General features: G+C 68.9%; 26 protein-coding genes. 13 read left to right on the top strand and 13 right to left on the bottom strand.

The genetic code is table 11. The features are described from left to right. The first annotated feature begins 161 nt into the window (after positions 1–161). Positions 162–308, top strand: coding sequence for a hypothetical protein (locus AMOR_RS02735; protein ID WP_248358190.1), 147 nt, complete (start codon positions 162–164; stop codon positions 306–308). Here the strand turns inward: AMOR_RS02735 and AMOR_RS02730 are convergent. The 6 genes from AMOR_RS02730 to AMOR_RS02710 form a co-directional block, all read right to left on the bottom strand. Then, positions 298–726, bottom strand: a complete 429-nt coding sequence (locus AMOR_RS02730; protein WP_248358188.1) for a hypothetical protein — start codon at positions 724–726, stop codon at positions 298–300. The two genes, AMOR_RS02735 and AMOR_RS02730, sit on opposite strands and share 11 nt — an antisense overlap. 77 nt (positions 727–803) lie before the next feature. Further along, complete coding sequence (locus tag AMOR_RS02725) at positions 804–1,331, bottom strand: recombinase family protein (RefSeq protein ID WP_404800931.1); 528 nt, start codon at positions 1,329–1,331, stop codon at positions 804–806. 127 nt (positions 1,332–1,458) lie between these two features. Continuing rightward, complete coding sequence (locus AMOR_RS02720; RefSeq protein WP_248358186.1) at positions 1,459–1,887, bottom strand: hypothetical protein; 429 nt, start codon at positions 1,885–1,887, stop codon at positions 1,459–1,461. Between the two features lie 42 nt (positions 1,888–1,929). Next, positions 1,930–2,148: a recombinase family protein gene (locus AMOR_RS29765; protein ID WP_404800974.1), complete on the bottom strand. Its 219-nt coding sequence runs from the start codon at positions 2,146–2,148 to the stop codon at positions 1,930–1,932. Between the two features lie 154 nt (positions 2,149–2,302). Beyond that, complete coding sequence (locus AMOR_RS02715) at positions 2,303–3,064, bottom strand: hypothetical protein (RefSeq protein WP_248358184.1); 762 nt, start codon at positions 3,062–3,064, stop codon at positions 2,303–2,305. Positions 3,065–3,087: 23 nt separating this feature from the next. Continuing rightward, positions 3,088–3,330 (bottom strand): helix-turn-helix domain-containing protein, encoded by a 243-nt coding sequence (locus AMOR_RS02710; protein WP_248358182.1) that lies wholly within the window; start codon positions 3,328–3,330, stop codon positions 3,088–3,090. A 486-nt stretch (positions 3,331–3,816) separates the two neighbouring features. Here AMOR_RS02710 and AMOR_RS29630 point away from each other — a divergent pair, with 486 nt between their 5' ends. The 3 genes from AMOR_RS29630 (at position 3,817) to AMOR_RS02700 (ending at position 5,103) form a co-directional block, all read left to right on the top strand. Next, positions 3,817–3,945: a hypothetical protein gene (locus tag AMOR_RS29630; protein WP_256468116.1), complete on the top strand. Its 129-nt coding sequence runs from the start codon at positions 3,817–3,819 to the stop codon at positions 3,943–3,945. A 20-nt stretch (positions 3,946–3,965) separates the two neighbouring features. After that, positions 3,966–4,214: a hypothetical protein gene (locus AMOR_RS02705; RefSeq protein ID WP_248358180.1), complete on the top strand. Its 249-nt coding sequence runs from the start codon at positions 3,966–3,968 to the stop codon at positions 4,212–4,214. A 370-nt stretch (positions 4,215–4,584) separates the two neighbouring features. Then, entirely contained in the window at positions 4,585–5,103 is a 519-nt protein-coding gene (locus AMOR_RS02700) for a hypothetical protein (RefSeq protein ID WP_248358178.1), read from the top strand. 87 nt (positions 5,104–5,190) lie between these two features. Here AMOR_RS02700 and AMOR_RS02695 read toward each other — a convergent pair whose 3' ends face one another. Next, complete coding sequence (locus tag AMOR_RS02695; protein ID WP_248358176.1) at positions 5,191–6,132, bottom strand: LysR family transcriptional regulator; 942 nt, start codon at positions 6,130–6,132, stop codon at positions 5,191–5,193. Positions 6,133–6,284: 152 nt separating this feature from the next. Between AMOR_RS02695 and AMOR_RS02690 the strand changes: the two genes are divergently transcribed. The 3 genes from AMOR_RS02690 (at position 6,285) to AMOR_RS02680 (ending at position 8,704) form a co-directional block, all read left to right on the top strand. After that, positions 6,285–7,088 (top strand): SDR family oxidoreductase, encoded by an 804-nt coding sequence (locus tag AMOR_RS02690; protein WP_248358174.1) that lies wholly within the window; start codon positions 6,285–6,287, stop codon positions 7,086–7,088. Positions 7,089–7,259: 171 nt separating this feature from the next. Continuing rightward, positions 7,260–7,874 (top strand): dihydrofolate reductase family protein, encoded by a 615-nt coding sequence (locus AMOR_RS02685; RefSeq protein WP_248358172.1) that lies wholly within the window; start codon positions 7,260–7,262, stop codon positions 7,872–7,874. 20 nt (positions 7,875–7,894) lie between these two features. Next, a complete protein-coding gene (locus AMOR_RS02680; RefSeq protein ID WP_248358170.1) occupies positions 7,895–8,704 on the top strand; it encodes a leucine-rich repeat domain-containing protein in 810 nt (269 codons plus the stop codon). A 170-nt stretch (positions 8,705–8,874) separates the two neighbouring features. On the opposite strand, the gene AMOR_RS02675 is transcribed toward AMOR_RS02680, so the two are convergent. After that, positions 8,875–9,444: a TetR/AcrR family transcriptional regulator gene (locus AMOR_RS02675; protein ID WP_248358168.1), complete on the bottom strand. Its 570-nt coding sequence runs from the start codon at positions 9,442–9,444 to the stop codon at positions 8,875–8,877. A gap of 89 nt (positions 9,445–9,533) precedes the next feature. Between AMOR_RS02675 and AMOR_RS02670 the strand changes: the two genes are divergently transcribed. From AMOR_RS02670 to AMOR_RS02660, 3 genes are all read left to right on the top strand, one after another. Then, positions 9,534–10,511: a methyltransferase domain-containing protein gene (locus AMOR_RS02670; protein ID WP_248358166.1), complete on the top strand. Its 978-nt coding sequence runs from the start codon at positions 9,534–9,536 to the stop codon at positions 10,509–10,511. Positions 10,512–10,530: 19 nt separating this feature from the next. Beyond that, positions 10,531–11,397, top strand: coding sequence for an alpha/beta fold hydrolase (locus AMOR_RS02665; protein WP_248358164.1), 867 nt, complete (start codon positions 10,531–10,533; stop codon positions 11,395–11,397). Between the two features lie 872 nt (positions 11,398–12,269). Continuing rightward, on the top strand, positions 12,270–14,375 hold the full coding sequence (locus AMOR_RS02660) for a hypothetical protein (RefSeq protein WP_248358163.1): 2,106 nt from the start codon (positions 12,270–12,272) through the stop codon (positions 14,373–14,375). 366 nt (positions 14,376–14,741) lie between these two features. Here the strand turns inward: AMOR_RS02660 and AMOR_RS02655 are convergent, their stop codons facing one another. Beyond that, positions 14,742–15,113 (bottom strand): pyridoxamine 5'-phosphate oxidase family protein, encoded by a 372-nt coding sequence (locus AMOR_RS02655; RefSeq protein WP_248358162.1) that lies wholly within the window; start codon positions 15,111–15,113, stop codon positions 14,742–14,744. A 32-nt stretch (positions 15,114–15,145) separates the two neighbouring features. Beyond that, complete coding sequence (locus AMOR_RS02650; protein ID WP_248358161.1) at positions 15,146–15,706, bottom strand: RrF2 family transcriptional regulator; 561 nt, start codon at positions 15,704–15,706, stop codon at positions 15,146–15,148. A 268-nt stretch (positions 15,707–15,974) separates the two neighbouring features. Here AMOR_RS02650 and AMOR_RS02645 point away from each other — a divergent pair, with 268 nt between their 5' ends. The 3 genes from AMOR_RS02645 to AMOR_RS02635 all read left to right on the top strand — a co-directional run bounded on the left by AMOR_RS02645 (position 15,975) and on the right by AMOR_RS02635 (position 20,994). Then, entirely contained in the window at positions 15,975–16,256 is a 282-nt protein-coding gene (locus AMOR_RS02645; protein WP_248358160.1) for a hypothetical protein, read from the top strand. Positions 16,257–16,524: 268 nt separating this feature from the next. Continuing rightward, positions 16,525–17,850, top strand: coding sequence for a hypothetical protein (locus AMOR_RS02640; protein ID WP_248358159.1), 1,326 nt, complete (start codon positions 16,525–16,527; stop codon positions 17,848–17,850). Positions 17,851–18,567: 717 nt separating this feature from the next. Next, the gene (locus AMOR_RS02635; RefSeq protein ID WP_248358158.1) at positions 18,568–20,994 is read left to right on the top strand and encodes a right-handed parallel beta-helix repeat-containing protein; all 2,427 of its coding nucleotides are present in this window, start codon (positions 18,568–18,570) and stop codon (positions 20,992–20,994) included. A gap of 169 nt (positions 20,995–21,163) precedes the next feature. Here the strand turns inward: AMOR_RS02635 and AMOR_RS02630 are convergent, their stop codons facing one another. Genes AMOR_RS02630 through AMOR_RS02620 form a run of 3 tightly spaced genes read right to left on the bottom strand, consistent with a single transcriptional unit; the run spans position 21,164 to position 23,569 of the window. Further along, on the bottom strand, positions 21,164–21,949 hold the full coding sequence (locus AMOR_RS02630) for a DUF2182 domain-containing protein (protein WP_248358156.1): 786 nt from the start codon (positions 21,947–21,949) through the stop codon (positions 21,164–21,166). A gap of 52 nt (positions 21,950–22,001) precedes the next feature. Then, positions 22,002–22,772 carry a DUF899 domain-containing protein gene (locus AMOR_RS02625; RefSeq protein ID WP_248358154.1) on the bottom strand — a complete coding sequence of 257 codons (771 nt, stop codon included), beginning with the start codon at positions 22,770–22,772 and terminating at the stop codon, positions 22,002–22,004. Positions 22,773–22,810: 38 nt separating this feature from the next. Further along, positions 22,811–23,569 (bottom strand): SDR family oxidoreductase, encoded by a 759-nt coding sequence (locus tag AMOR_RS02620; RefSeq protein ID WP_248358152.1) that lies wholly within the window; start codon positions 23,567–23,569, stop codon positions 22,811–22,813. Positions 23,570–23,574 lie beyond the last annotated feature (5 nt).

Genomic DNA, 23,574 nt, shown 5'->3' with positions numbered 1-23,574 from the left:
TCACCGCTTCGAGCGGGTGCCGGTCCCGCGAGTCAGCCGTCGACGCCAACCGCCTGTGCGCCCTATCCGCTGAAGTCACCAAGACGGGCAACAGCGACGCTCTTCTTGGAGAAATCGAGCACGAGATTGGGATCGAGCGGAAAGATCTCCGCGTTGATCGCATGGGGATCTTCATTCCGACGAGCGCCTTCTTCGTCGAGGAGCAGGGCATCTTCGTGGCAAGACCGGACGCCGTGCTGTCCGAGAGAGGGGATCCGGCGTTCGTCCGCGTGGAGTCGTGCATCTACCGGTACTCGATCAAGGGGTAGCCTCAGTGACGGCGCCCGCGCTTAGGCGTGGGGAGTGCGCCCGCAGCCTCGGCATGAAGAACGAGATCGGCCCCGGAGCGGGGGACTCCGAGGGCAGATGCGGGCCCCCGCAACCAGTTAGTTCAACACCGGGACGGCCGCTCGCCAGAGCGGCCGTTTCGCTTTTCAGCCGCAGGGTGGCCTTGAGCCGTCCGTCGCCCTGCGGCATCAGGACGACAGTCTCGACCAGCTCGGCGAGCCTTGCGCGGGCCTGACGGGGCTTCTTCGCGGCAATCTCGGCCAGATCGGCGAGTCGGTCGAGGAGAATTGCCGCCGAGAGCTTCGGGCGGACGATCCGCTTCGGCGTTCCTGCCGCCCTGGCCAGCTGCGCCCGCAGGCCCCTGGCCCGCTCCTCCTCGACCCGGAGCTTCCGCTCCAAGGGCTCCGAGTAGCCGATCCGGGCGATGGCGTCGGCGACCTTCTCGATGCGAGCCTCCGCGGCGGCGAAATCGGCGGTCAGTCGGGCGTGACCATCGGTCGAAGCGGCGCCCCGCCGCGCCGCGCCTCGGCGGCGGCGGCTACGTCGGAGAGCCAGCCCGCCACTTCAGGGGAGGCCAGGCGCTTCCGAAGCGCCGTAAGCACCTCCACGTTTAGCGTCCGCTCGCCGATCGTGCGCTTGTTCGAGCATCCCATCTCACCGCGCGAATGACGGGTCGAGCAGCCGAACCGAGCGTACGCCACGCCGTCCTTGATGCGCCGGGCGACGACCGACATCGCGCCGCCGCAGACGCCACACCGCAGGAGCCCTGACAACGCATAGCCGGTCGACTCGCGTTTCCGGTTCGACGGGCGGGCATTGCCGGCGTGGCGCGCCTGAACCCTGGCCCACAGTTCCGGAGACACGATGGCCAGGTCCCGCCGCTCCGTGCGTACCCACTCCGCCTCGGGGCGCGCGATGCACCGGCGCTTGCCGGTCGCAGGGTCCTTGGTCCACTTCCGCTTGTTCCAGACGAAGCGGCCCACGTACCGCTCGTTGCGAAGCATCGAGTGGAGGAGGCTCTTCGACCACCCGGGAGCGCCCTTCTTCGCGGCGCCGTCGGCGGGAGCCTTGCGGCCAGCGAGCCCGCGGAGAAGGCCCAGAGCGCCCTTCGAGCTTTACGGATAGTGCTCCTCAGTGCACCGGGGGAGACGACGTCACCCACGTCTTTGCTGAAGGTCGCGAGAGCGACCAAGCGACTGCCACTACTGGCGCGCCGTTGAGAATGACCACGGCCACCGGCACGATGAAATCGACCGGGCCGGGCCGCGCTGCCGCAAGCGTGATGAGCGCCACCAGCAGAATGAGCGCGAAGACGAGCGATGTCGCGAAGCTGACGGCGAACGCCACGTAACGAGTCCGCGCGCCGCGCCGGAGGAGTCCACGAACCGTGAACATCGCGAACGCGGGGCACAGAGCCAACGAGATGACCGTCACCACCTGCGCGAACAGGTCAACCCCGGTGTGGTCAGTCAACCCGGCCACGCTGTGGGCAAACGCGGCGAGCCCGAGCAGGCCAACCAACGATGCAGCGATGATGGCGACGAGTATGGAACGGGGCATGGCAGTACCGACTCTACCGGATGGTCAGCCCCAAGAATAAAGCTAACGGCGTTTCGTCGGCGGCAGCGCGCTCGTGTCGCCGATCAGCCAGGAACGCGCTGGGGGACAGGGCGCTCGCTGCCCGCTGATGGAGGTGAATTTCCGTTGGTTCCACGCCCAGCGGCCCGCGTACTTGGGGTTTCGGAGCAGCGCGCGCACGGTGGACATGGCCCACCCCTTGATCGGCTTCTTGCGCGCGGAGTCCTCCAGCGGCGCCGGGATGTGCTCGGCGTTCAGATCCTTCGCGATCCGCCCCGGAGCCTTGCCCGAAAGTAGTCCTGCTCGATGCTCGATGCGTCCTGATGGTCGGTGGAGAACCGGGCGTGGATCGCGACCTTAGGGCTCCGCACCTGTTTGGCAGTGTCACGCCGTAGCTCTAAGGGGAGCCCGGCGGATCGTCCTGTTGCAGGGCGTCCACGATGGCCTGGGCCCGGCGGACCACCGCAGCGAAGGAGGGCCGGGTGGGGAGAGCAGCTCCGACACAGCGGCGGTAGGCGTCGAAGGCTGCGTCTTCTCTGCGAGGGCCCCACTTCGCCTCGCAGGCTGTGATCTGTTCGAGACCCGGGCTTAGGTCCGTGCTCACAACGTAGATCCGGTTCCCCCGTTCAACCTGCACCACGAGCGTAGCGGGAGGCCAGGGACCTATGTCCTGCGCCACCAGGCCGACGGAGGCTCGAGCCCGCTGGGTCGAGGGCCCGTGCCGCACCGGGACCTCAGTGAAGGAGGTGTAAGCTGCGTCACCTATCACGGTTGCGCTGACGAGGACCTCGTCCACCGTTCGATAGTCAAACGACTTGGTCGTGGCCACAGTGTGCGCGAATAGGGCCCGGGTGGTGACGAAGAGGGTGCTTGACTGCCACTTGAAGAGGAGGCCGTCCGCCATCTCCGTTGAGCCGACGCCCCAGAACCCGTCGTAAGCGGGTGCGCCCGGCCCCTGGATCCCGGCGAGCCGCACCGGACCGATGATTGCCCGAAGCTGGCTTGCCAACTCGGCACGTGCTCGGTCCTGGTCCTTCTCCATGCCTCCGTCGGCACAGCGGATGTTGGCCGCGGCCCGGGCGTCCAGGTACCGTTGTTCAGACGCGGAAGGCGCGGGAAACGCGGCGACGTGGAGGGCGAGGAGAAGTGTGAGCTGCATGAGAGATGAAACTATACGTCCTGCTACGAGGGGCGGCGCAGCCAAGAGCGCGCGGCGATCGCGCCCCCCGTCACCTTCTCGATGGCGAGCGCGGCGCCGAGCGTCGGGGTCCGCTCGCCTCGGCAGTAGCGGTCGAGGCTCGCCTTGGTGACCCCGAGGGCCTTCGCTACCTGCTCCCGGGTGCGACCCGATCCGTCGATCCACTTGGACAGGGCGTTCTCGCTCGCCCGGGGGCGGCCCCTGCTGCGTGCCGTGTTAGAAACCATGTGGGTTTTATTCTGACGGGCCGCGGACGGGCTGGTCAAGCCGAACGCGAGCGCCCCGACGACGGCCCTGCTCAAAATCCCCCCTCCCGGGCCCCCTACTGCCGATCGCCAGGCAGCAACGCGGCAAGCGCGAGACAGCCAAGACCGACGCAAACCAGGATGAAGCCTGGCCTGGTGAACGCGCCCGTCGCCGCGAGTCTCTCGAAGAGGCTCTGGGTGAGGGCCTTGGGGTTTGTTCGGGGAAATGGCAGCGCCATTACTCCGACCGCGGCAAGGCAGATACCGACGACTTGCAGGATCTGTTTCGCGCGTCTCACAGCGCGAGCATACCGACCATCCACTGAGTCTGCGGGACTACTTGTCGAGACGTGCGGCGGCAAGTGTGTAACGCCCAAGTACCGGCTGCCCCCCCCCGGGCTTCGATCCGCTGGATCCCATCTGACGGTGCACCTGCGAGCTCGTCGCCGGGGTAGCATCGTGCTTCCCATGATCGACCGGCGTGGCCCCGGGCCTATCTACTCGGACAGCCCCGCTTTCCAGATCGAAATCGAGCTGGAGAGCGGTGACGTGATTGAGATCGAGGCGCGGAACATTGTGATCGCCCCAGCTGCCTAGGGCTGCCACTCGCTGATCTCATGAGGCCCTTCTTCCTCGAGCCGGCCTTCTGGAGGTCCGCCATCTACGCGGTCCTCCGCTCGCTCGGGATCTCCCGCCAGAACGCCTACCGCGTGATGGTCCGCGCCGAGCCCATTTGGCTGCAGGATGAGCAGACGGGCAAGCGCGAGGCGTTTGGCCGGTACGCTACACATGTCGTGATGGCCCAGTGTGACGCTGACGCCCGAGTCGCTGCTGTTGAACTGGTGCGCGAGGCGTTGCGTTTGTAGGCGGAACGACGGACCCCAGGTCGCAACGAGTATCGAGCCCCCGCAACCACTGTTAGACGGACTGAGGACCCCGGATCCCTTGATCATTCCAGCCACGCGGTAGCCTTCCGGGCACGACGTGAGGGCCAGCGGGCCGAACGCTCGGGCGAACGTGGCGCGGAGCCGATCGGGGTCCTTCATCCCGAGGTGCGCGCGAGGGCTGCTCGATGGCGACCAGATCGGCTGTGTCGCGCTTCTTCAACTTGCGCGTGGGCTGGCAGCGCGCGGACGGTGGACATGGCCCACCCCTTGATCGATATTCCCTTTACGCTGGACGGTAGGGTCTCGATCGACCTCATTCCAACGGGCTTCAGGCCGTGAGGGGCTTCTGATGCTGCCGCTGAGCGATCCAAGTTGGAAGGCTCTCAAGGGCGGCTACAAGGTGCCCTATGACGCTTCGGTCCCACTGGCGCGGCTGGAAGCCGGGGACGACGTGTGGGAGGAGCTTTGGCAGGAGCTTCACCACCAGGGCGACGTAGGCGAGGCCTCGTACGCGTCGGTTCCGCACCTGGTTCGCATCTGTAGTGATCTCCCAAGTCGCGACTGGAACGTCTACGCGCTCGTCTCGACCATCGAGGTGGAGCGACACCGAAAGTCCAACCCTCCGCTTCCTGAGTGGGTCCGTGCTGACTACGAGAGGGCGCAGAAGAACCTGTTGGCGCTCGGGCTCAAAGACCTCGGACGCGTCGAGGACGCGCTCACGATCCGCAGCATCCTCGGCGCCGTGGCACTCGCGAAGGGGGCTCTCAAGTTGGGGACGTGGATCGCCTTCGCCGATGAGTCGGAGATCGACGAGATGCTCAACGACCGCCAAGCATGGTCGGAGCTTTACCGGCAGGACTTGCCGTAGCGTCGAGCCAGTCCGTCAAACTGGACCAGCACGCCCCCGCAACCACCGTCATCTACTATTGGTGAATCGTGCTCAGGTCGCACGTGCTCAGGTCGCACCACTTCGAGCGCGCCTGGACGAGCTGCCCGTCGGGCCGGGTTGGCTCTGATCGCTCCTCAGGAAGTCCACCAACGCTTTCAGCTTGGGCGCGAGGTTCACGCGGCTTGGGTAGTACAGGAAGTACCCGGGAATCTGCGGGCAGTACTCCTCGAGCACCCGCACCAGCCGCCTCTGGGAGACGAGCTGACCCACCATGCTGTCGAAGACGTACGCGAGCCCGAGCCCCTCGACCGCCGCATCGACGAGGACGGCCCCGTCGTTCGTGACCACTTGCCCGTCGACCGCGATCTCGAAGTCGCTGCCGCGCTCCCTGAATCCCCAACGAACCACGCTGCCCTTCGTGTTCCGCAGGTTGATGCAATCATGAGCATGGAGCTCGGAGGGATGTGATGGCTTCCCGCGTCGCGCGAAGTAGGAAGGCGCGCCCACCACCACGACCTGCTGGTCGGCGCTGACGCGGACGCCGATCATCTCGCGGTCGAGGCTCTTTCCGAGGCGCAGCCCCGCATCGAATCCCTCGGCGACGACATCCGCCAACGCCTCGTCCAGCGAGATGTCGATCCGAATGTCCGGGTACGCAGCCAGGAACCGCGCCAGCTTCGGCTTCAGGACATCCGCGTAACCGGTCCGCAACATGGTGAGACGCAGCAGCCCGGCAGGACGCCCGCGCAGGGCTCCGAGCGACTCGATCGCATCGTCGATCCCGTCGAGCGCCGGCTTCAGCCGCGCGACGAATTGCGCGCCCACCTCGGTGAGCCCGACGCTCCGGGTCGTGCGCTGAACGAGGCGCACCCCAAGTCGCTCCTCCAGCGCGCGAACGCTCTGGCTCATGGCGGACGGGGTGACGCGCAGCTCGGCCGCGGCGGCCCTGAAGCTGCGCTTCTGTGCGACGCGAAGGAGCGCCCTGAGCCCGGACAGGTCGTCACGCATAATGCAGCTCTGCTTAACAGCGCATGCACGATTCGGCGTCTTCTTCCGACGCTTTCCCCTGCGTAGGTTGGCTCCGTGGCGAGCGAGAACGGATCGCTCGTCGGGAACCACACGCTCGACGACGAGAAGATCGTCCGCCTGGAGATCGGCTGATGTCTCGCGAGATGCATCACCGCGTTGATCCGACGGAGTTCGCAGGCAAGCGCGCGCTGGTCACGGGCGGCACCGAGGGTGTGGGCGAGGCGACCGTGTGGCGCTTGGCCGCTGCGGGTGCCAAGGTCGCGACCACGGCCCGCTCCGGGCTGTCGAACGGCCAGTCACCCGACCTCTTCGTCCAGGCCGATCTGAGCACGGTCGCTGGCGTGGGCGAGGTCGTCCGTGCCGTGCTCGAGCGGTTCGGCAGCCTCGACATCCTCGTTCACAACGTCGGAGGGTCGTCTGCGCGGGGCGGCGGGTTCGCTTCGCTCACCGACGAGCTGTGGCAGCGGGAGCTGGAGCTCAACTTGCTGGCTGCCGTGCGCCTCGATCGTGCGTTCCTGCCGTCGATGTTGCAGCAGGGCTCGGGCGCGATCGTCCACGTCACGTCGATCCAGCGCCGTCTTCCGCTCCACGAGGCGACGCTCGGCTACGCCGCTGCCAAGGCGGCGCTGGCCACATACAGCAAGGGATTGTCGAACGAGGTGGGTCCGAAGGGAATTCGCGTGAACGCCGTGGCGCCGGGGTTCACGGAAACGGCGGCGGCGCATCGGCTCATCCTCCGCCTCGCGGAGGAGCGTGGCGTGGACGAGGACGCCGCTCGGCAGGGCCTCATGGAATCGCTCGGCGGCATCCCGATCGGCCGCCCGAATCGCCCCGAAGAAGTCGCGGAGCTGATCGCGTTCCTCGTCTCCGACCGAGCTCCGTCGATTCACGGAGCGGAGTACGTCATCGCTGGCGGTACGATCCCGACCGTCTAGGGGCCAGTCAGCGGCGCCGTCTCGCATGGGGCGCGACCGATGGCCGTTTCCCGGCCGCCGGGTCGAATGCGTGGGTCCCCCTTCCAACGGCTCGTCGGGAGGCCATCTCTTCTGTGCCGAGTCTGTCGATTCGGGCCGGTGTGGTTCGTGGTCCTGGTGGAGGACGAGAGTATGCCCAAGATCGTCGTGAATGCATTTCTGACCCTGGACGGGGTCATGCAGGCTCCCGGCGGCCCCGACGAGGACCGCGACGGTGGCTTCGTGCACGGAGGCTGGCAGGCCCCCTATCTCGACGACGTCGGGGGACGGCTGGTCACCGAGGGGATCGCGGACGCCGACGGCTTCCTGCTCGGGCGCAAGACCTACGACATCTTCGCCAACTACTGGCCCAAGGTCACCGACCCCAACAACCCCATCGCGACCGCGCTCAACTCGCGGCCAAAGTACGTGGTGTCGCGCAGCCTCGATCGCGTCACCTGGAACAATTCCAGCTTGATCAAGGGCGACGTGGTCGCCGAGCTCCGGAAGCTCCGGCAGCAGCCCGGCCGGACCGTGCACACCTGGGGCAGCACCGACCTGCTCCAGACGCTGCTGAAGAACGACCTGATCGACGAGTACCGGCTGTTCATCTTCCCGGTGGTGCTCGGCTCCGGCAAGCGGCTCTTCGGCAGCGGCACGGTGCCGGTAACGCTCAAGCAGGTAGAGTCGGTCACGACCGGCAAGGGCGCGACGTACCACCGGTTCGAGCGCGGCGGGAAGCCGGAGTACGGGCAGATCGGCACTTAGATCGCCACGATGGCCCGCCCATGCCGGCCCTGCCCGCTCGAGGCAAGCAGACGGAAAGGAACCTGATGCGGCCCAGGCCGACGAGGTGGGTGGCGTTCGTAGTGGCGATCGTTGCGTCCCAGCCCAGCGCAGCGGCGGAGCCCGCTGCTGCCGGCAACGGCCGGAAGACGACGATCACCGTGACCGTCGACGAACTGGGGATGCTCTCGTCTTCGGATCCGGCGCTCGCACGCGTGAAGGAACTCCGGATCGACGCAACGTGCACACGGACGCTCGAGACCGCGGTGCCGCTGCCGGCTACTCTTGGAGACCTGGCCACGCTGGAGGCTTTGCACCTTGGCCCGGAAGGCCGCCAGGACTGTGACCTGGTGGTCACGCTGCCGGCAAACCTCGCGAAGCTGAAGAAGCTCAAGACCCTGAGGGCAGACGATGCGTTCGAGCCGACCTACGCGGTCCCCTCGTTCATCGGCGAGTTGAGTGCGCTCGAGAACCTCGGGCTCATGCGGTCGCATCTCGCTGCCGTTCCGGACTTTGTCGGCAAGCTGAAGCGCCTCAGGCTGCTAACCCTCTGGAGGAACGAGATCCGCGTCGTTCCCGAGTTCCTCGCAGAGCTCCCGGAACTCGAAGAGATCGATCTCTCGTACAACGAGGTGCATCGACTGCCGCCGGTGCTCGCGAAGGCCCGCGCCCTGCGGCGGATCAGGTTGGGGAACAACCACCTCACGCTGGCGGAGCAGGAGCAGTTGCGCCGCGAGTTCCCGAACGTGGCGTTCGATTTCGCGAACGAGTACGACGACGGCGTGGCGAACGACGAAGCGTCGGGGCGTTGAGCGAAGTGCCAGCGCGGGCCGCCGCTTCTTGGGCCAGCGTCACGGCTCCGACGTAGCGCTTCAGGAACTCGCGCCCGCGCTCGGTACCTTCTCGACCCCCGTGCTCCAGAGGCCTATTCCAGATCCCAGGGCACGGGTGCGTCCACCGCCCGGCATGGCTGGTACTGACGTCAGCGCGACGCTCTCATTCCGTCCAGCGTGACCTCGACGAGCCTGCGCACGGCGCTTCGGTTCGGCAGGCTGCCCGCGGCCGTGAGCGCGTGAAGGCAGTACGTGGCCAGCTCACCCGGCGCGACATCGTCGCGAACGTCACCGGCCTCCACGCACTCGACGAGGAGGCCCTGGAGCAGCTCTCTCAACTGCTGCTCCCCTCGTGAGACGTGCTCGCCGCGATGCAGGAGCGCCGCGAGCTCGGTGCGCTGACGCTCGTGGCAAATCACCCCGAACGACTCGAGCACCGCTCGGAGCCGCTCGCCAGGTGCTCCGCCCCCGCTCCGGAGCGAGGCGAGCCTCTCGAGATGAGCGGCGACGTGCCGCTCGTGCCATGCGACGAGGATTCCCTCGACGTCCGGATAGTACTTGTACAGCGTCGCGCGTCCGATGCCGGTCTCCTCGGCGATCCGGGACATGGTCACCGAGCGAAGCCCGTGCTTGGCCACGAGCGCGGCGGTGGTGTCCAGGATCGCGTCCCCGACCTCACGACGGTGCTCCTCGATGGTGTCGCTCCAGAGCTTCGGCACGACACCAGTATACCCCGATGCGGAGCGATACACCGTGACTTGACAGAGACACAGTGTATCGATAAGTCTCCGTCGTACTGGAGGCATGGATGATCTGGCGGAACCTGATCGCAGCTTCGCGTCGGAAGAGGATTCCCGTTCATCTGCTCGCCGGGGGCTCGCTGGTGACGTGCGCGGTCCTCCTGGCGCACGCGCGGCCCACATGGCGGGCCATCGGCATCGCCGCAACGGCGCCGGTGGCGCTCCATGCCGGGGCGGTCGTCGCCGTCCACCTCGGCGTTGGAGTCGCCGCCGCTGGGGCGCTGCTCGTCGGCTCCCGCTCGCGCCGGAGGGCGTACCAGGGGAGGAGCGACGCGTTCGGTGCGACGCTGCACTCTCCGCGGCTCTACGACTGGCTGGCGGCCGCACACTCGCTCGGCGCGAGCGCGCGCGTGCACGAGCGCACGCTCGACGTCGCGGGCGTCGCCGCGGGGGAACGCGTGCTCGACGTCTGCTGCGGCACCGGAACGCTCGCGCTCGCCGCGAAGCGGCGCGTGGGGGCAGCAGGTTCGGTAAACGGCGTCGATGCGTCCGCGGAGATGATCGCACGCGCGAGGGCCAAGTCGGCGCGAACCGGCCTGCCGGTCACGTTCGACGCCGGCGCCGCGCAGGCGCTGTCTTTCCTCGACGCGACCTTCGACGTCGTCACCTGCACGCTGGCGCTGCACCACCTGCCCGAAGCGGCGCGCGGGCGGGCCCTGGAGGAGATGGCACGCGTGGTCAAGCCCGGCGGCCGGATCGTGATCGTGGAGTTCGGGGCGGCGCGTGGGGCTCGGGCGCTGCTGAATCCACTCGCGCTGCTCCACGGGCGCGACGCCGGGGCGCTTCTCGAGCGGACCACGGAGTCGTTGAGGCGTTCCGGATGCGGGCCTGTCGTCACGGGTGCCCTTGGCCCGGGGAGCCTCGCCTACGCACTCGCGCGCCGCGACGCGCAGCAGGCGGCTGACAAGGGTGAGGAGGTCGCTCGTGGTCGTGGCGTGCATGGCGCCGTCCCCGGCGGAAGCCGCGCGGGCGTTCGGGAGGCATGACGTGAGGCGGGACGATTGCTTGCGGACGAATCGAGTGCGCGTCGACTGGTCTGCACCGCAGGGACATGTTCGAGCGGGGCCGCTCGCCGTCCGGGTCCTCGGCTGCGGCAGCCCGACGCTCCTGCTCCATGGGCTTCTTGGATCGAATCGGTACTGGGGCGGCGCCTTCGACCGGCTCGCGGACGGAGGGACCTTGCTGGTCCCGGATCTGCTCGGGTTCGGCGCATCCCCGCGACCGCTCTCCGGGTACGGACCGGAGGAGCACGGGCGCGCCGTGATCGCGTCGTTGCGCGATCTGAACGTCGGCGAGCCACCGCTCGTCGTGGGCCACTCGCTCGGTGCGTTGATCGCGATCTGGCTGGCGTGCAACCATCCCGAGCTGGTGAGGGGCGTGATCGCGTTCGCACCGCCCCTCTTCCGCGACGCTCGGCATGCGCGCCGGCAGATCGCGAAGCTGGGCGCGCTCCAGCGGGTATTCGGGCTCGAGAATCGAGCGGCGACCTGGCTCGCCGGGCTGGCGTGCCGCAACCTCTGCTCGGCGCGCCCGCGCCTGGCGACGCGGCTCTACTCCGCGCTCCGCCCCGCCTTTCCCGGCCCGGTGCTGGAGGACGCGACACGGCATTCGTGGAGCTCGTACTCGGAGACCGTGACGCGGGTGATCCTCGCTGCAGAGGGAGCGGAGTGGGTGGCAGCGGCACGCCCGCCGATCCTCATCGTGGCGGGAACCAGGGACCGGTACCTGGATCTCGGGTTCCTTCGCGAGCTCGTCGATGGACGCCCGCGTCACCGGCTGGAGGTCTGGGATGGCGAGGGACACGATCTCCCCCTCACTCGGCCGGATCGGTGTCTCGACAGCATCGAGCGCTGGCGGCGCGTCGCGCCGTGAAGCCGAGCGCCCGACCCGAACCGGCGAGGTACGCGTGGAAGACGCGAGCCTCCCATTTCTTTCGCAGTCGTCGCCGGGCCCCCGGTGCCTTCGCCGCGATGGGACTCCTGGGCCGGTGGACCTGCGAGCCCCTCGCCGGGCGGTCTTCCCGTCGCGGGGCGCCGAGGCACGAGCGACCAGGGCCATGCGGCGCTCTCGGTCCTGTCAACGTGCTCAATGAGCAGCTCGACCGACCGACTGACCAACACGGCCGAAGATGCGAGCAAGGCTTCCGGCCAGCGATGGTCGTTCAGGAACCAGGTAGCCGCGGCGAGCGAGCGAAGCGCACGTGCACGGTGTGCGCGGCCCGCGTGGCGGCTCGTCGCCGTGAGCGTGTAGCTGCCGGTCTTTGCGCCGCGGCCAGCCGGCGCGGACGGGCCGAAAGACTTGCGGGCGCCACCTCCAGGCCTGGGCCACGCGAAGCGACACCACCTGCTCCGCCCCTGGGTCGGCGTGAAGACATCGCTGACAGTTGGCCAACGTTCACGAGGACGAACGTCTCGGAAACCCATCAAGGACCCGATCCGTTTCGCCGCAGGCTTCAGAGAACGTGCTCGCCGTGAAGGCCAGCGCCTATGCTCGACATTGTTGGGTCCACGGACGGGGGCACCATGCGCTTGCGCAATAGCGTCGCTTCCGGGGTGCTGTGGACTTGTCTCGTTTGTACCTCGTGTCATCACGAGAAGAGCGCGCCCCCGATCCCGTCTCCGACGGGAATCCGATTCCCACCGAAAGACGTGGCTGGTGCCGTCCACGCCATCGCCGTCGGGGATGACGGGACCGTCTACGTCGGCGGGAGCTTTGGGCACGCCGGGCCGCCGGAGGGCTCGGGGGTGCCGCTCTCGGAAGCCACGGGGGAGCCGATCGAGCCGTTTCCGGTGGTGGATGGGCACGTCGCAGCCGTCGTGCCTGATGGGCGGGGCGGCTGGTACATCAGCGGCTCGTTCACGCAGGTCGGGGGGGTAGCGCGAAGCGGGATCGCGCACCTGCTGGCGGAGGGCTCGCTCGACCTCGCCTGGTCACCCGCGGTAACGGGTGGCGTGCTGGCCTGCGTCGGCGGGACGCTCTACGTACAGTCCTGGACGTTCGACGCGAAGGCCCTGGAGTTCATCACCAAGCTCCTTGCGCTGGACCCCTCCGGTCAGCCTACCGCCTGGCAACCGCCTCCCGTGACGGGCTTCGTGTCTGCGCTCGCCGTCTCTGGAAACACGGTGTACGCGGGCGGAGACTTCACCGCGGTCGGCGGCGAGCCGCGATCTCAGCTCGCGTCGTTCGACGCCACCACCGGCACGCTGACCGCCTGGGCGCCGCAGCTGAGTGCCGGCATCTACCATGGGACCTCGACCGTCCAGGCCCTGGCGCTCGTCGGAGACGTCCTGTACGTCGGCGGCTCGTTCGACAAGGTGGACGGCGAGTCCCGCATCGGCTTGGCGGCCTTCGACGGATCCGGCCAGCTCACCTCCTGGGGACCGCCGATCTACTCCGGGTCCGTGTTCGCGCTCGCCGCCCGAGGGTCTACCATCTACGTCGGCGGCTGGTTCGAAGCCTTGGGCTCGGAGGCCCGTTCTGGCCTGGCGGCCATCGACAGCGGCGGCCAGGTCCTGCCCTGGGGCCCTGCCACCGACGGCACGGTACTGGCGCTCGCGATCGACGGCGACACGATCTTCGTCGGCGGAGGGTTCACGGGGATCGGGGCCGTGCGCCGTTCGAGGCTCGCGGCCGTGGGCCTCGACGGTGCCGTCAGCGGGTGGGCTCCAGAGCCGGACCCGGGGCCAGAGCTCGTCACGGCGAGCGGCGTCTGGCAGTACGACAACCACGGGGTTCTCGCCCTGGCCGCCGCCTCGGGGAAGGTGTTCGCGGGCGGCAACTTCGAGTACGTCGGGAGCCGGAGCGTCCGTCGGGGGCTGGCCGCCTACGACTCCGCAGGACACCTGACGACGTGGGCGCCCCACGTGGATGGCGAGGTGTGGGCTCTCGCCTGGAGCGCGGGCCGTCTGTATGTCGGCGGTGATTTCCAGGCGATCTCCGGCACGCCACGCGCGAACCTCGCGTCAGTGAGCGCCGCGGGCGAGGTCTCCTCCTGGAACCCCGGGGTCGGCGGAGCGGTCCATGCGCTTCTCGCCACTCCGGAGGCGCTGTTCCTGGGCGGCGCGTTCGCGATCGTGGGGGGGCGACCCCACCTGAACCTCGCAGCGGTCGGGCTGGATGGCGGGCCGCCGCTCACGGCTGACCAGTCTGGCTGGAACCCGTCGCCCAACGCCGTCGTCACCTCGCTGACCGCCGAGGGCGGTACGCTGTACGTGGGCGGGTATTTCACGGGCTTCGGCAGCACCGAGCGGCTGGGGCTCGCCGCGTTCGATTCGCGGCTCAGCCTCGCGCCGTGGGGACCGGCCCTGGGCAGGGCGACTCCCGATCCTGCCGATGCCCCCGGTGCGACGGCGCTCGTTGCTCGCGGCGGCATCGTCTACGTGGCGGGACACTTCGACACGCTGGCTGGCAACGCCAGTACGTGCGTGGCCCTCGTGGACGCGAACGGCCAGGTGCTGGATGCCTCGGTGGCAGATGGCCTGTACTACCCCTGGAACGAGGTCAGCGCTCTCACCGCGACGGACGATAGGCGCGTGGTGATGGTGGGCGAGCTGGCGGCTCTGTTTTGGGAGTCGCCGTGGCCGCCGGGCCTGCGCTCGGACATCACGGGTGCAGCGTTTCTCGGCGCCGGCGGGTTGTCGACCGCAGTTCCGGTCCCGGCCTACGTCCTGGACACCACCCGGCTGTCCTTCCTCCCGCGGGCGCGGGCCGTGGCGGTCGCCGGAGGCAAGGTCTACGTCGGCGGCGTCTTCCACTGGGATCTCCCCGGGGGTGGCGTCGTTGACAACCTGGCCGCCGTCGACACCGCCAGCGGCCAGATCGCGGACTGGACACCCATTCTCCGACCGTGAACCGACGAACGCATTCACGAGTCCGGGGCTGACGTGCACCGCGCCTTCGCCGGGCGTGGTCACCTGCGCGGCGGGGACGTCGCAGGCGACGTGTTGCCGCCTATTCCCGAAGTAGCCGTGACGGAGATCTTCGCGCAGGAGGGAGCCTAGCCACCGGCGGGGGTCGGGTGCCACGCGCCGGCTGGGTGGCCCGGTCGATAGGCTGACTGACTCGGCTTCATCGAGCCCGGCGCGCTCGAACCGAGAAGCGCGCGACGGCTCGAACTGCCGACGTTTCGCTGCCACGAGGCGCCGTCGAGGGTCGACGTCACGGCGGCCAAGCGGGGTCCTGTCGCGGGTGTTTCCTCCTCCGATCCACGCCGCGCGCTAGATCGTCTGGGTGGCGGACTCGACCGCGACTGCCAGCGTGGCGCGCGCCCAGCCGAAGCGCGCCTTGATGACCTCGAAGTCCGGCCCGGAGGTCACGAACGACGCCTTGCCCCTCACCAGGAACCCTGTGCCGGCGCCCTGCAGGCCCCGGACCTTCACGCTGCCCGCCGTGAGCAGGACGCGATCGTCAAAGGCGACGTTCGCCTCGGTCTTGTTCATGTAGCCGGCGGGGATGAGCAGCCTTTCGTCATTGGAGATGATGACGTAGGAGTTCCAGGTGTTCACCATGTGCGGTCCGTCCTGGCCGACCGTGGCGATCGCGACCACACCCTCGTGCTTCAGCACCTCTCGCAGCTTCTCGGGAATCATCTCTTCCTCTCTTTCCTGCTTCGATCCGAGCTTCACGCCCGGCGCCGCTTCGTGCTCCGTGCACCGGCCGTCCTGCGCTTCCCCGGCGTTCGCTCGCTCCTGCGGAGTTGGAACCAGCGCTCGGCGTCCCGCAGGTACTGCTCTGGAGCCTTCCTCTCGAACTCGCGGCCCAGGTCGGCCAAGGTCTTGGACGCGAGGAACTGCTGGAGGGCGCGCTCCGCCTCCTGCATGAAGAGATGGATCCGGCACATACCGGTGACGCTCCACGCCGGCGGCGCCTCTCCGAACAGCGCGCAGTGCCGCCGGATCTCGGCGCACTCGAACAGCGTGCGATCGGGATCGACGGCCGTGAGGACGTCGTGAACGGCGATCCGCTCCGGACGCCGCGCCAGGACGAACCCGCCGCGGACGCCCTCGCTGGCCCGCACGAGGCCCGCCTTCTCGAGGCGCGTGAGGATCTTTGCGAGGAACCTCTCAGGCAGCGCCTGGAACGTCGCGAGATCCTTCACGCTGACCGGCTCCGCCCTCGCCGAGAGGACGAGGAGAGAGTGCAGCGCGTACTCGGCTCCTGCTCCGTACAGGGATGATTTCAACTAGCACCTCACGGGTCGCAGATAGCGCGAAGGGGAGTCGCTGTCAATGGAGCTGGTCCGCACGCGCTCGTGCGGCCCGCGCGGTGGTCGTCGCCGTCATCCGCACCGGCGGACGACGAATGGAAGACATTCGGGCACCGCGGGCTTCCTCGGGTGCGGTCGTTTGGTGGCCCGCCGCGCGCGCTTCGGTCCCGTCTGGTTGCCGACGTTCGCGCGTCGCCATGAGGCGACGCTGGAAGTCGGCCGCGTTCAGCGGTAGGAGCAAGGCATGAAGATCCTCCTCGGATTGACCAAGGTCTGGACCACCACCGAGCGCCGCCAGCTGAAGCAGGTGGACCTGCGAGAGTTCCTGATGGAGCACTACCCCCGGGAGCACGGGTGGCGCGATGAGAAGGAGGCCCTCGTCTTCCTCCAGAACGCGCTCGGGACCGAGTACCTGCAGCAGGTGCTCCGGTCGATGAAGGACGACAGCAGGAACGTGATCACCCGGGAAGATCCCGAGGTCACCCAGAAGAAGTTCTGGTTCGAGAAGTGCGAGGACGGGAAGTAGGGAAGTAGCCGATCCCTGAGGACCTCCGAGCCGCGTTCGCGCTGGAAGAGATCCTCCGGCTGGCGGGGCACCGGACGCGCGTCGCCGGGTCGACGGCGGCTCTGCCGTCGACCGCCTTTCGCACGCGCACGCTCGACGCCATCATCTCCGACGAGGCACGGTCACGGGATCGAGCGGGCCACCCAGCCGGCGCGTGGCACCCGACCCCCGCTGTTGGCTAGGCTCCCTCCGGGAAGTACGGCGCCGCACTGGCGGCCGGGAGGGCACCTTGAGCGCGGATGGCGACGTCACCTGGCAGAAGGCGCTGGAGATCAACCTCGACGCGCGAATCTACGGTGCGCTGGCGGAGATCGGCGCGGGGCAGGAGGTGGCGCGCTGGTTCTTCCGGGTGGGCGGCGCGGCGGGCACCATCGCGAAGTCGATGTCGGCCTACGACATGACCGTGTCCGACCAGATCTACGGGAAGGCCGGTCGCTACGTCTCCCGGGAGCGCTTGCTCGCCATGCTCGACCACGAGTACGGGCTGCTGCTGGAGCGGCTCGGGAGCAGTCGAGGCCACGAGACGTGCTTCTTCGCGTTCGCGGACACCGTGGCCGCGCGCAACTACCAGGGGACGAACGTTTGCCGCGGGTGGATGGGGCTGCGGTTCCAGCACGAGCCGGGGGCCCCGCCGAGCGACGTGCTCCTCCACGTGTTGCCGCTCGACGCCACCAACGCGGCGCAGCAGGAGGCGATCGGGACGCTCGGGGTCAACCTGATTCACACCGTCTTCCACGGCAGGCTCGCGCCGCCCGCCGACCTCCTTCGACCGCTCCTGGACGGCCTCTCGCTCGATCGGGTCGAGGTCGACGTCGTGCACGTCTCCGGCCCGGCGTTCGGTAGCTTCGACCCGGTGGACCTCGGCCTGGCCCTGCTGCGCGCCGAGGTAGCGCGTTGCGTCCTCTTCGATCCGCCCGGCCACCTCGTCCCGCCGGTCGACGTGGTGCGCAAGCGCGCCATCGTGATCGAGCGCGGCCGGTTCGCGTCCGGCAGCCCGGTATACGCGCGGCTGATGGCCGCCGGACTCGCGGAGGTCCGGAGGGAGTTCCCCGCGATGGAGAAGCCCGCCGTCGGGGTGTTCGAGCTGTCCGTCAACAGCATCCGCGAGTCGCTGGGGCCCGAGGAGCTGGCGCCGCGCCTGCGGCCGCTCCTGGCCATGTCCTACCCGGTGCTCGTATCCCGGCTGCGCGAGAGCTTCCAGCTCACCCAGTACCTGCGCCGCCTATCGCGCGAGGCGCTCCGCTTCGTGGCGGGTCCATCCTCGCTCGTCGAGCTCCTCGACGAGGCCCATTACCGTGAGCTCCCGGGCGGCCTGCTCGAGGGTGTGGGGAGGCTCCTGGCCGACAACGTCCGCGTCTATGTCCATCCCATGGATGTGGATGCCTTCCGGAGCCACCTCACCAGCTACGGCGTCGATCTCGCCGGGCTGTCGTTCCCGGGCGGCGGGACCGTGACCGCCGAGAACGTGCGGTTGCATGGCCCGATCGGCCATCTGTACGGGCACCTGCTGGCGCGCGGCTGGATCGTCCCCATCGTCGCGGTCGAGTCGGCGTAGCTCTTCGGCCGCCGGTCGGACGAACATTCACCAATAGTATCGGGGCGACGAGCGGCGGGACGCTCGGCGTGAGCCGGGCTCCGCGTCGCGACCTGTCGTCTGACGCCGGGTCCGGTGCCGGGCACGGCATCGCCGGAAGCCGCTCGCGGTGCGAGCGCCCGGATGCTCCTGGCGTCGGAGCCGACGGCAGGGGAGCGCGCACCAAGCGGGCCGGGAGCAGAGCGCTCGGTCGGCGCCTCGCCGACCCGAAGCGGGTTCGCCCATTCGCGGAGCGTTCGGAAATCCCACGAGGGCAGGCGTTCGGAGCACCGCCAGGTCGTCGCCTCCATCACTGACAGTTCACGCACTCGCCGGGTGGGCAGATGTAAGCCCTCGTATGTAGGCGCTTTCTCACAGACTGACCCCCTCGCGTGAGGGTTTTTCCCTGGTCCGCTCCTGTGTAGATCTGCCCGCCGGGTATCCCTCAACCCGGTGACCCCGAGTCGAGGGACAGGGGCGGAACGGGCGGCCGATATCGGCCCACGCGAAAGAGGCTAACGAATGAAGCACAGCCGTCTTCGATACCAAGTGGCTGCCGTGCTGGCGTGCGTTCATCTGCTCGCCTGCGGTGGCGCGAACGACGCAACCGGCGCGGGCGACCAGTCGGGGGTCGCAATCAACCCGGCCGAAGCGGATCTGAGCCCTGGCGCAGCGACGCGCTTCAGCGCGACGGTCCCGGTGGCCTGGTCCGTGGTCGAGCCGGAGGGCGGCACGATCGATGCCTCGGGCGCGTACGTCGCCCCCGCGACGGAGGGCACCTACCACATCGTCGCGCTCGCGGCGAACTCGACGCAGAAGTCGGCGTCCATCAACGTGAAGCGGCGCGTCAAGGTCGCGGTGAGCCCGACCGCGGCGACGGTCGACGAGAACACGCAGCTGCAGCTCGCCGCGACGGTGAGCGGAACGGGCGACAGCACCGTCATCTGGTCGGTCCAGGAAGGCGCCACGGGCGGCACGGTCGACGCGACCGGCAAGTACACCGCGCCCGGCGCGACTGGCACCTATCACGTCGTCGCGACGAGCCACGCGGACCCGACGAAGTCGGCCACGTCCGCCGTCAGCGTCACCGCCGCTCCCGCTCCCGCTCCCGCCGTCGCCGTCGCGGTGACGCCGGCCACCGCCTCGGTCTTGACCGGCGCCACGGTCCAGCTCGCGGCGGCGGTGACCGGGAGCACCGACACCGCCGTGACCTGGAGCGTCCAGGAGGGCGCCGCCGGCGGGATCGTCTCCGCGAGCGGGCTGTACACGGCGCCCGCCACCGCCGGCACGTACCACGTCGTCGCCACCAGCCACGCGGACCCGACGAAGACGGCTTCCTCCACGATCACCGTGACCGCTCCGCCCGTGACGATCGCCGTGACCGTGAAGCCGGCGACGGCCTCGGTCGTCGCGGCCGGCACCGTCCAGCTCACCGCGACCGTCACCGGCTCCACGGACACCGCCCTGACGTGGTCGGTGCTGGAGGGCACGGCCGGCGGGATGGTCTCCGCGAGCGGCCTGTACACGGCGCCCGCCACCGCCGGCACGTACCACGTCGTCGCCACGAGCCACGCCGACCCCTCGAAGAGCGCCACGGCGACCATCACCGTCACCGCTGCGTCCGCCCCCATCGCCGTGACCATGAACCCGACGACGGCCTCGCTCCTCACGGGCGGCACGGTCCAGCTCACCGCGACCGTCACCGGCTCCACGGACACCGCCGTGACCTGGTCGGTGCAGGAAGGCTCCGCCGGCGGGACCGTCTCCGCGAGCGGGCTGTACACGGCGCCCGCCACCGCCGGCACGTACCACGTCGTCGCGACGAGCCACGCCGACGCCTCGAAGAGCGCCACGGCGACGGTGACCGTCACGGCCAGCGGGACCACCCAGCCCGGCTACTACGCGTCGCCGAGCGGGTCCGGGACGAACTGCACGCTCGCGAGCCCCTGCTCGCTCTCCACGGGTATCGGGAAGCTCAGGGGCGGAGACACGCTGTTCCTGCGCGGCGGCACGTACAACCAGACCGTCGCGGTGGGCACCTCGGGCACGGCGAGCAGCCGCATCACGATCGCCGGCTACCCGGGTGAGACGGCGATCATCGACGGCGGCGACACGCTGCCCTCCGGCAGCTGGGGCGTGCTCGTCAGCATCACGGGGAGCTACGTCACGCTCCGCGACCTCGAGGTGAAGCGCAGCCTGTGGATGGGCATCAGGCTGTCCGGGACGTACGATCAGGTGATCAACGTCTACGCTCACGACAACTGGGAGAACGGGATCCTGGTGTCCGGCAACTACGGCCTCGTGGAGGGCTGCCGCGTCTACAACAACGCGAAGTCGAACGTGAACTGCTCGCTCTCGCGCGGGAACTGGGCGAGCGGTCTCTCCGCCGCGCGCACGCCGACGGGCGTGATCATGCGCAAGAACACGGTCTGGAACAACTGGGGCGAAGGGATCTCCGCCTTCGAGGCGTACAGCACCACCATCGAGGACAACGTCTCGTACGACAACTACTCGGTGAACATGTACATCTCCGACGCCGTCGGGACCCTGGCGCAGCGCAACCTGATCTACGCCACCGGGGCGATGACCTGTGGCGGGTCGCAGCTCGGGATCGCGATCTCGAGCGAGGCTCAGTCGCCGAACAACTCCGACACGACCCTCATCAACAACATGGTCGCGAACACGAAGATCAACTTCTACTTCTACAGCGCGGACACGGACGGCATGACCAACACGCTCATCGCCAACAACACGTTCGTGAACTCGAAGTCGGGAGCCAACTTCAAGATCGGCGACAACCGGGTGCACGTGAACACGGCGATCAGGAACAACCTGATCCTGCAGGAGACCTCTCCTGCGATCGCCGACGTGAACGGCTCCGGGCTGGTCTTCTCCAACAACCTGTGGTCCAAGACGCCCGTCTCGAGCGCGGCGAGCTCGACCGACGTCATCGCCAACCCGCAGCTCGCCAAGACGGGCTCGGCGGTCAATCTCACGGGCGATTACTTCAAGCTCCTGCCCGGCTCTCCGGCGATCGGCAAGGCCGTCGTGCTCCCCCAGGTCACCGTCGACTTCTTCGGGAACGCGCGTACGACCACCCCGGACATCGGCGGCGACGAGCTGTGACGCGGCCCGAGGCCCCCGCCCGCCGGGCGGGGGCCTCGCCCGAAGCGGCCAGGAGCGGGTGACTCCCAGGCGTGATGCAACCCCCGCAACCGGTCTCGTAGTCAACGACCCCGCTGCCTTCCGAGGCAGCGGGGTTCGTGTTTGTTCACTCGCACGCGACGCGGATGCCTCATCCGAGCCCGGCTGCTCGCGCGATCAGAAGCAGCCCGGCCCCCAAGACGACGGCCCCGATGGCTCGGGCGACGCGCTCACCGGCCGGTGCGAGACGTTCGACGGTGATGGCTGCCGTCACGACAGCCATCGCGCGAAGGTCCATGACCCCGATGACCAGGAGGACCGCCATGGGACCGGCACAGCAGAAGCTGCAGTGGAGGCCGAGGCGCAGGCCGTGTCGCCAGGCGGTGCCGGCGTCGGCCGGCAGCGTACGGCCACGCCCCGGTGCCTCCCGGCAGCAGGCGAGCTGACGCGCCTTCCACGCGGTGAGCTGGAGGGAGCCGGCGACGAGGACGACCACGCCGACCGCGATCGGCGCGGCGCGCGCCAGCGCCGGCTCCTCCATCTCCACTGCCGCCAGCGCGACGCCCAGCGGGAAAGCGGCAATTCCGAACACGGTCCACACGAGGAAGTAGCCCACGCCCACGAGCGCGGTCAGCCGGCCGAGGCGCCCGGTCCTGCCGACGGCCTGGCGGTAGCGCCGCAGCATCGGGACCAGGGACGGCAGCATCATCGCCACCATCATCACGACCCACATGCCGAGGAACGACGCCGCGGCGCCGGGCCACGTCTGTCCGGGCATCCGCATCCACGCCATCGACATCGTCCAGCCGCCGGGCATCGGCATCTCGCCCATCGCCGACATCGACGCGCACCAGCCGATCGTCACCGCCGCGCTGGCAGCGAAGAGCAGCGCTGCGATGCCGAGAAATGCTCGCTGGGAAGCTCGGTCGGAAGCCATGCGTCGTGAGTTCTCCGGTCCCGCAGGTGCGCCACGACCACCACGACATCGCTCAGCCGTTCTCGTACTCGTCGTGGCGGCGCCACCAGACGCCCGTCTCGTTGCGCCCCTTGGGCGCGCGGTCGAGCCACTGGTACATGCCCCAGAGGCCGTCCAGTCCGCGCGCATAGGTCGAATAGGCGTGGTAGACGACGCCGTCCTCGAGCACGAACGCGCTCATGCCCGGCCTCTCGCGCGTGTACGTGGCCGCGTCGGTTCCGGTCGTGGCTGCGATCTCGCCGACACGTCCCTCGCCGCCGGCGTCCCGAACGAACTGCCACGCCTCCTCGCGCCGGTAGTTGTATTCGATGCCCCCCTCGCGCTGTTGGTCCTCGGTGAACCGGACGTTGAAGTCGGAATTGAAGTCGCTGCCGAACGAGGACGCCCAGGGAAAGGTCCACCCCATCCGCCGCTTGTACGCCTGCAGCTTCGCGAGCGGCGCCCGCGACACCGCCGAGAGCGTGACGTCGTGGTTGGCCAGGTGGACGGCGAAGCCCTCGAACCCATCCGCGATCGCCGAGCAGGACGGACACCCCGCCGTGTAGTCGGGCCCGAACATGAAGTGGTAGACGAGGAGCTGCGAGCGCCCTCGGAAGAGGTCCGCCAGCGAGGCGCTCCCCTCGTCGGTCTCGAATCGATAGTCCTTGTCGATCCGAACCCACGGCAGCTCCTGCCGCCGCCGCGCCACCTCGTCGCTGCGCCGCGTCAGCTCCTTCTCCGCCTCGAGCAGCTCGAACCGCGCAGCGAGCCACTCCCTACGTGTCCCGGTCGTGTGCTTCGTCATGGCTGTTCTCTCCTTCCTTCGTCTGTCCTTCGTGACTGTCACGCCGCGGAGCCCGAAAGCATCGCAGCGGTCATTGCGGCGATCTGCCGTTCCGAGGTCTTCGGCGAGGCCCCGAACTGCCGGCCGAATTCCACCGCGTACGGGTCCGGGAAGATGTCCTCCTGCCCCGCCTCGATGCCGTCGAGGATCGCGAACGCCACGTCCCGCGGCGAGGTCTTCGGCAGCTCGAGCCCTCGGGTCATGTCGGTGTCGACGGGTCCCGCGTAGACGCCGAAGACCGAGGTGCCCTGCGCGCCGAGGAGGATGCGCGCGGCCTGGGTCAACGAGTGGAGCGCGGCCTTCGAGGCGCTGTAGGTCGGGAAGAAGGGGACGTTGGTCAGGCCGGCCGCCGAGCCGATGTTGACGACCGCCCCCCCGCCGTTCCTGGCCAGCGTCGGCGCGAGGTGGTGGAGCAGCTGCAGAGGCCCGAAGTAGTTCACCTCCATCTCGCGCCGGGCCTGGTCGAGGACCGTTGAATCAGCGATTCCTCTGGCGAGCACCACACCGGCGTTGTTGAAGACGAACTCGACGTCCGAAGCCGCGTCTCCGGCCGCGCGGATCTGGTCCACGTCGGTCACGTCGAGCCGCAGCGAAACGAGCCGCTCGTCACGCAGGGCGCGCAGCGCCTCCGGATCGCGCGCCGTGGCGTAGACCTTCCTCACGCCGCGGGCCAGGAGCGCCTCCGTCAGTGCGCGCCCGATGCCGCGGTTGGCGCCGGTCACCAGGGCCACCGCTCCTTCGATTCTCCGTGCCTTCATCGTCG

The sequence above is a fragment of the Anaeromyxobacter oryzae genome (genome assembly GCF_023169945.1).
GTDB classification, from domain to species: Bacteria; Myxococcota; Myxococcia; order Myxococcales; family Anaeromyxobacteraceae; genus Anaeromyxobacter; species Anaeromyxobacter oryzae.
Note: the sequence above shows the minus strand (reverse complement) of the source record. Positions and strands in the feature narration are given on the sequence as shown.

What these genes read in the sequence shown, in the direction of transcription:
- AMOR_RS02735 (WP_248358190.1), top strand. Translation starts at nt 162, where the DNA reads ATGGGGATCTTCATTCCGACGAGCGCCTTCTTCGTCGAGGAGCAGGGC.
- AMOR_RS02725 (WP_404800931.1), bottom strand. Translation starts at nt 1,331, where the DNA reads ATGCTTCGCAACGAGCGGTACGTGGGCCGCTTCGTCTGGAACAAGCGG.
- AMOR_RS02720 (WP_248358186.1), bottom strand. Translation starts at nt 1,887, where the DNA reads ATGCCCCGTTCCATACTCGTCGCCATCATCGCTGCATCGTTGGTTGGC.
- AMOR_RS02715 (WP_248358184.1), bottom strand. Translation starts at nt 3,064, where the DNA reads ATGCAGCTCACACTTCTCCTCGCCCTCCACGTCGCCGCGTTTCCCGCG.
- AMOR_RS02710 (WP_248358182.1), bottom strand. Translation starts at nt 3,330, where the DNA reads ATGGTTTCTAACACGGCACGCAGCAGGGGCCGCCCCCGGGCGAGCGAG.
- AMOR_RS29630 (WP_256468116.1), top strand. Translation starts at nt 3,817, where the DNA reads ATGATCGACCGGCGTGGCCCCGGGCCTATCTACTCGGACAGCCCCGCT.
- AMOR_RS02705 (WP_248358180.1), top strand. Translation starts at nt 3,966, where the DNA reads ATGAGGCCCTTCTTCCTCGAGCCGGCCTTCTGGAGGTCCGCCATCTAC.
- AMOR_RS02700 (WP_248358178.1), top strand. Translation starts at nt 4,585, where the DNA reads ATGCTGCCGCTGAGCGATCCAAGTTGGAAGGCTCTCAAGGGCGGCTAC.
- AMOR_RS02695 (WP_248358176.1), bottom strand. Translation starts at nt 6,132, where the DNA reads ATGCGTGACGACCTGTCCGGGCTCAGGGCGCTCCTTCGCGTCGCACAG.
- AMOR_RS02690 (WP_248358174.1), top strand. Translation starts at nt 6,285, where the DNA reads ATGTCTCGCGAGATGCATCACCGCGTTGATCCGACGGAGTTCGCAGGC.
- AMOR_RS02685 (WP_248358172.1), top strand. Translation starts at nt 7,260, where the DNA reads ATGCCCAAGATCGTCGTGAATGCATTTCTGACCCTGGACGGGGTCATG.
- AMOR_RS02680 (WP_248358170.1), top strand. Translation starts at nt 7,895, where the DNA reads ATGCCGGCCCTGCCCGCTCGAGGCAAGCAGACGGAAAGGAACCTGATG.
- AMOR_RS02670 (WP_248358166.1), top strand. Translation starts at nt 9,534, where the DNA reads ATGATCTGGCGGAACCTGATCGCAGCTTCGCGTCGGAAGAGGATTCCC.
- AMOR_RS02655 (WP_248358162.1), bottom strand. Translation starts at nt 15,113, where the DNA reads ATGATTCCCGAGAAGCTGCGAGAGGTGCTGAAGCACGAGGGTGTGGTC.
- AMOR_RS02645 (WP_248358160.1), top strand. Translation starts at nt 15,975, where the DNA reads ATGAAGATCCTCCTCGGATTGACCAAGGTCTGGACCACCACCGAGCGC.
- AMOR_RS02630 (WP_248358156.1), bottom strand. Translation starts at nt 21,949, where the DNA reads ATGGCTTCCGACCGAGCTTCCCAGCGAGCATTTCTCGGCATCGCAGCG.
- AMOR_RS02625 (WP_248358154.1), bottom strand. Translation starts at nt 22,772, where the DNA reads ATGACGAAGCACACGACCGGGACACGTAGGGAGTGGCTCGCTGCGCGG.
- AMOR_RS02620 (WP_248358152.1), bottom strand. Translation starts at nt 23,569, where the DNA reads ATGAAGGCACGGAGAATCGAAGGAGCGGTGGCCCTGGTGACCGGCGCC.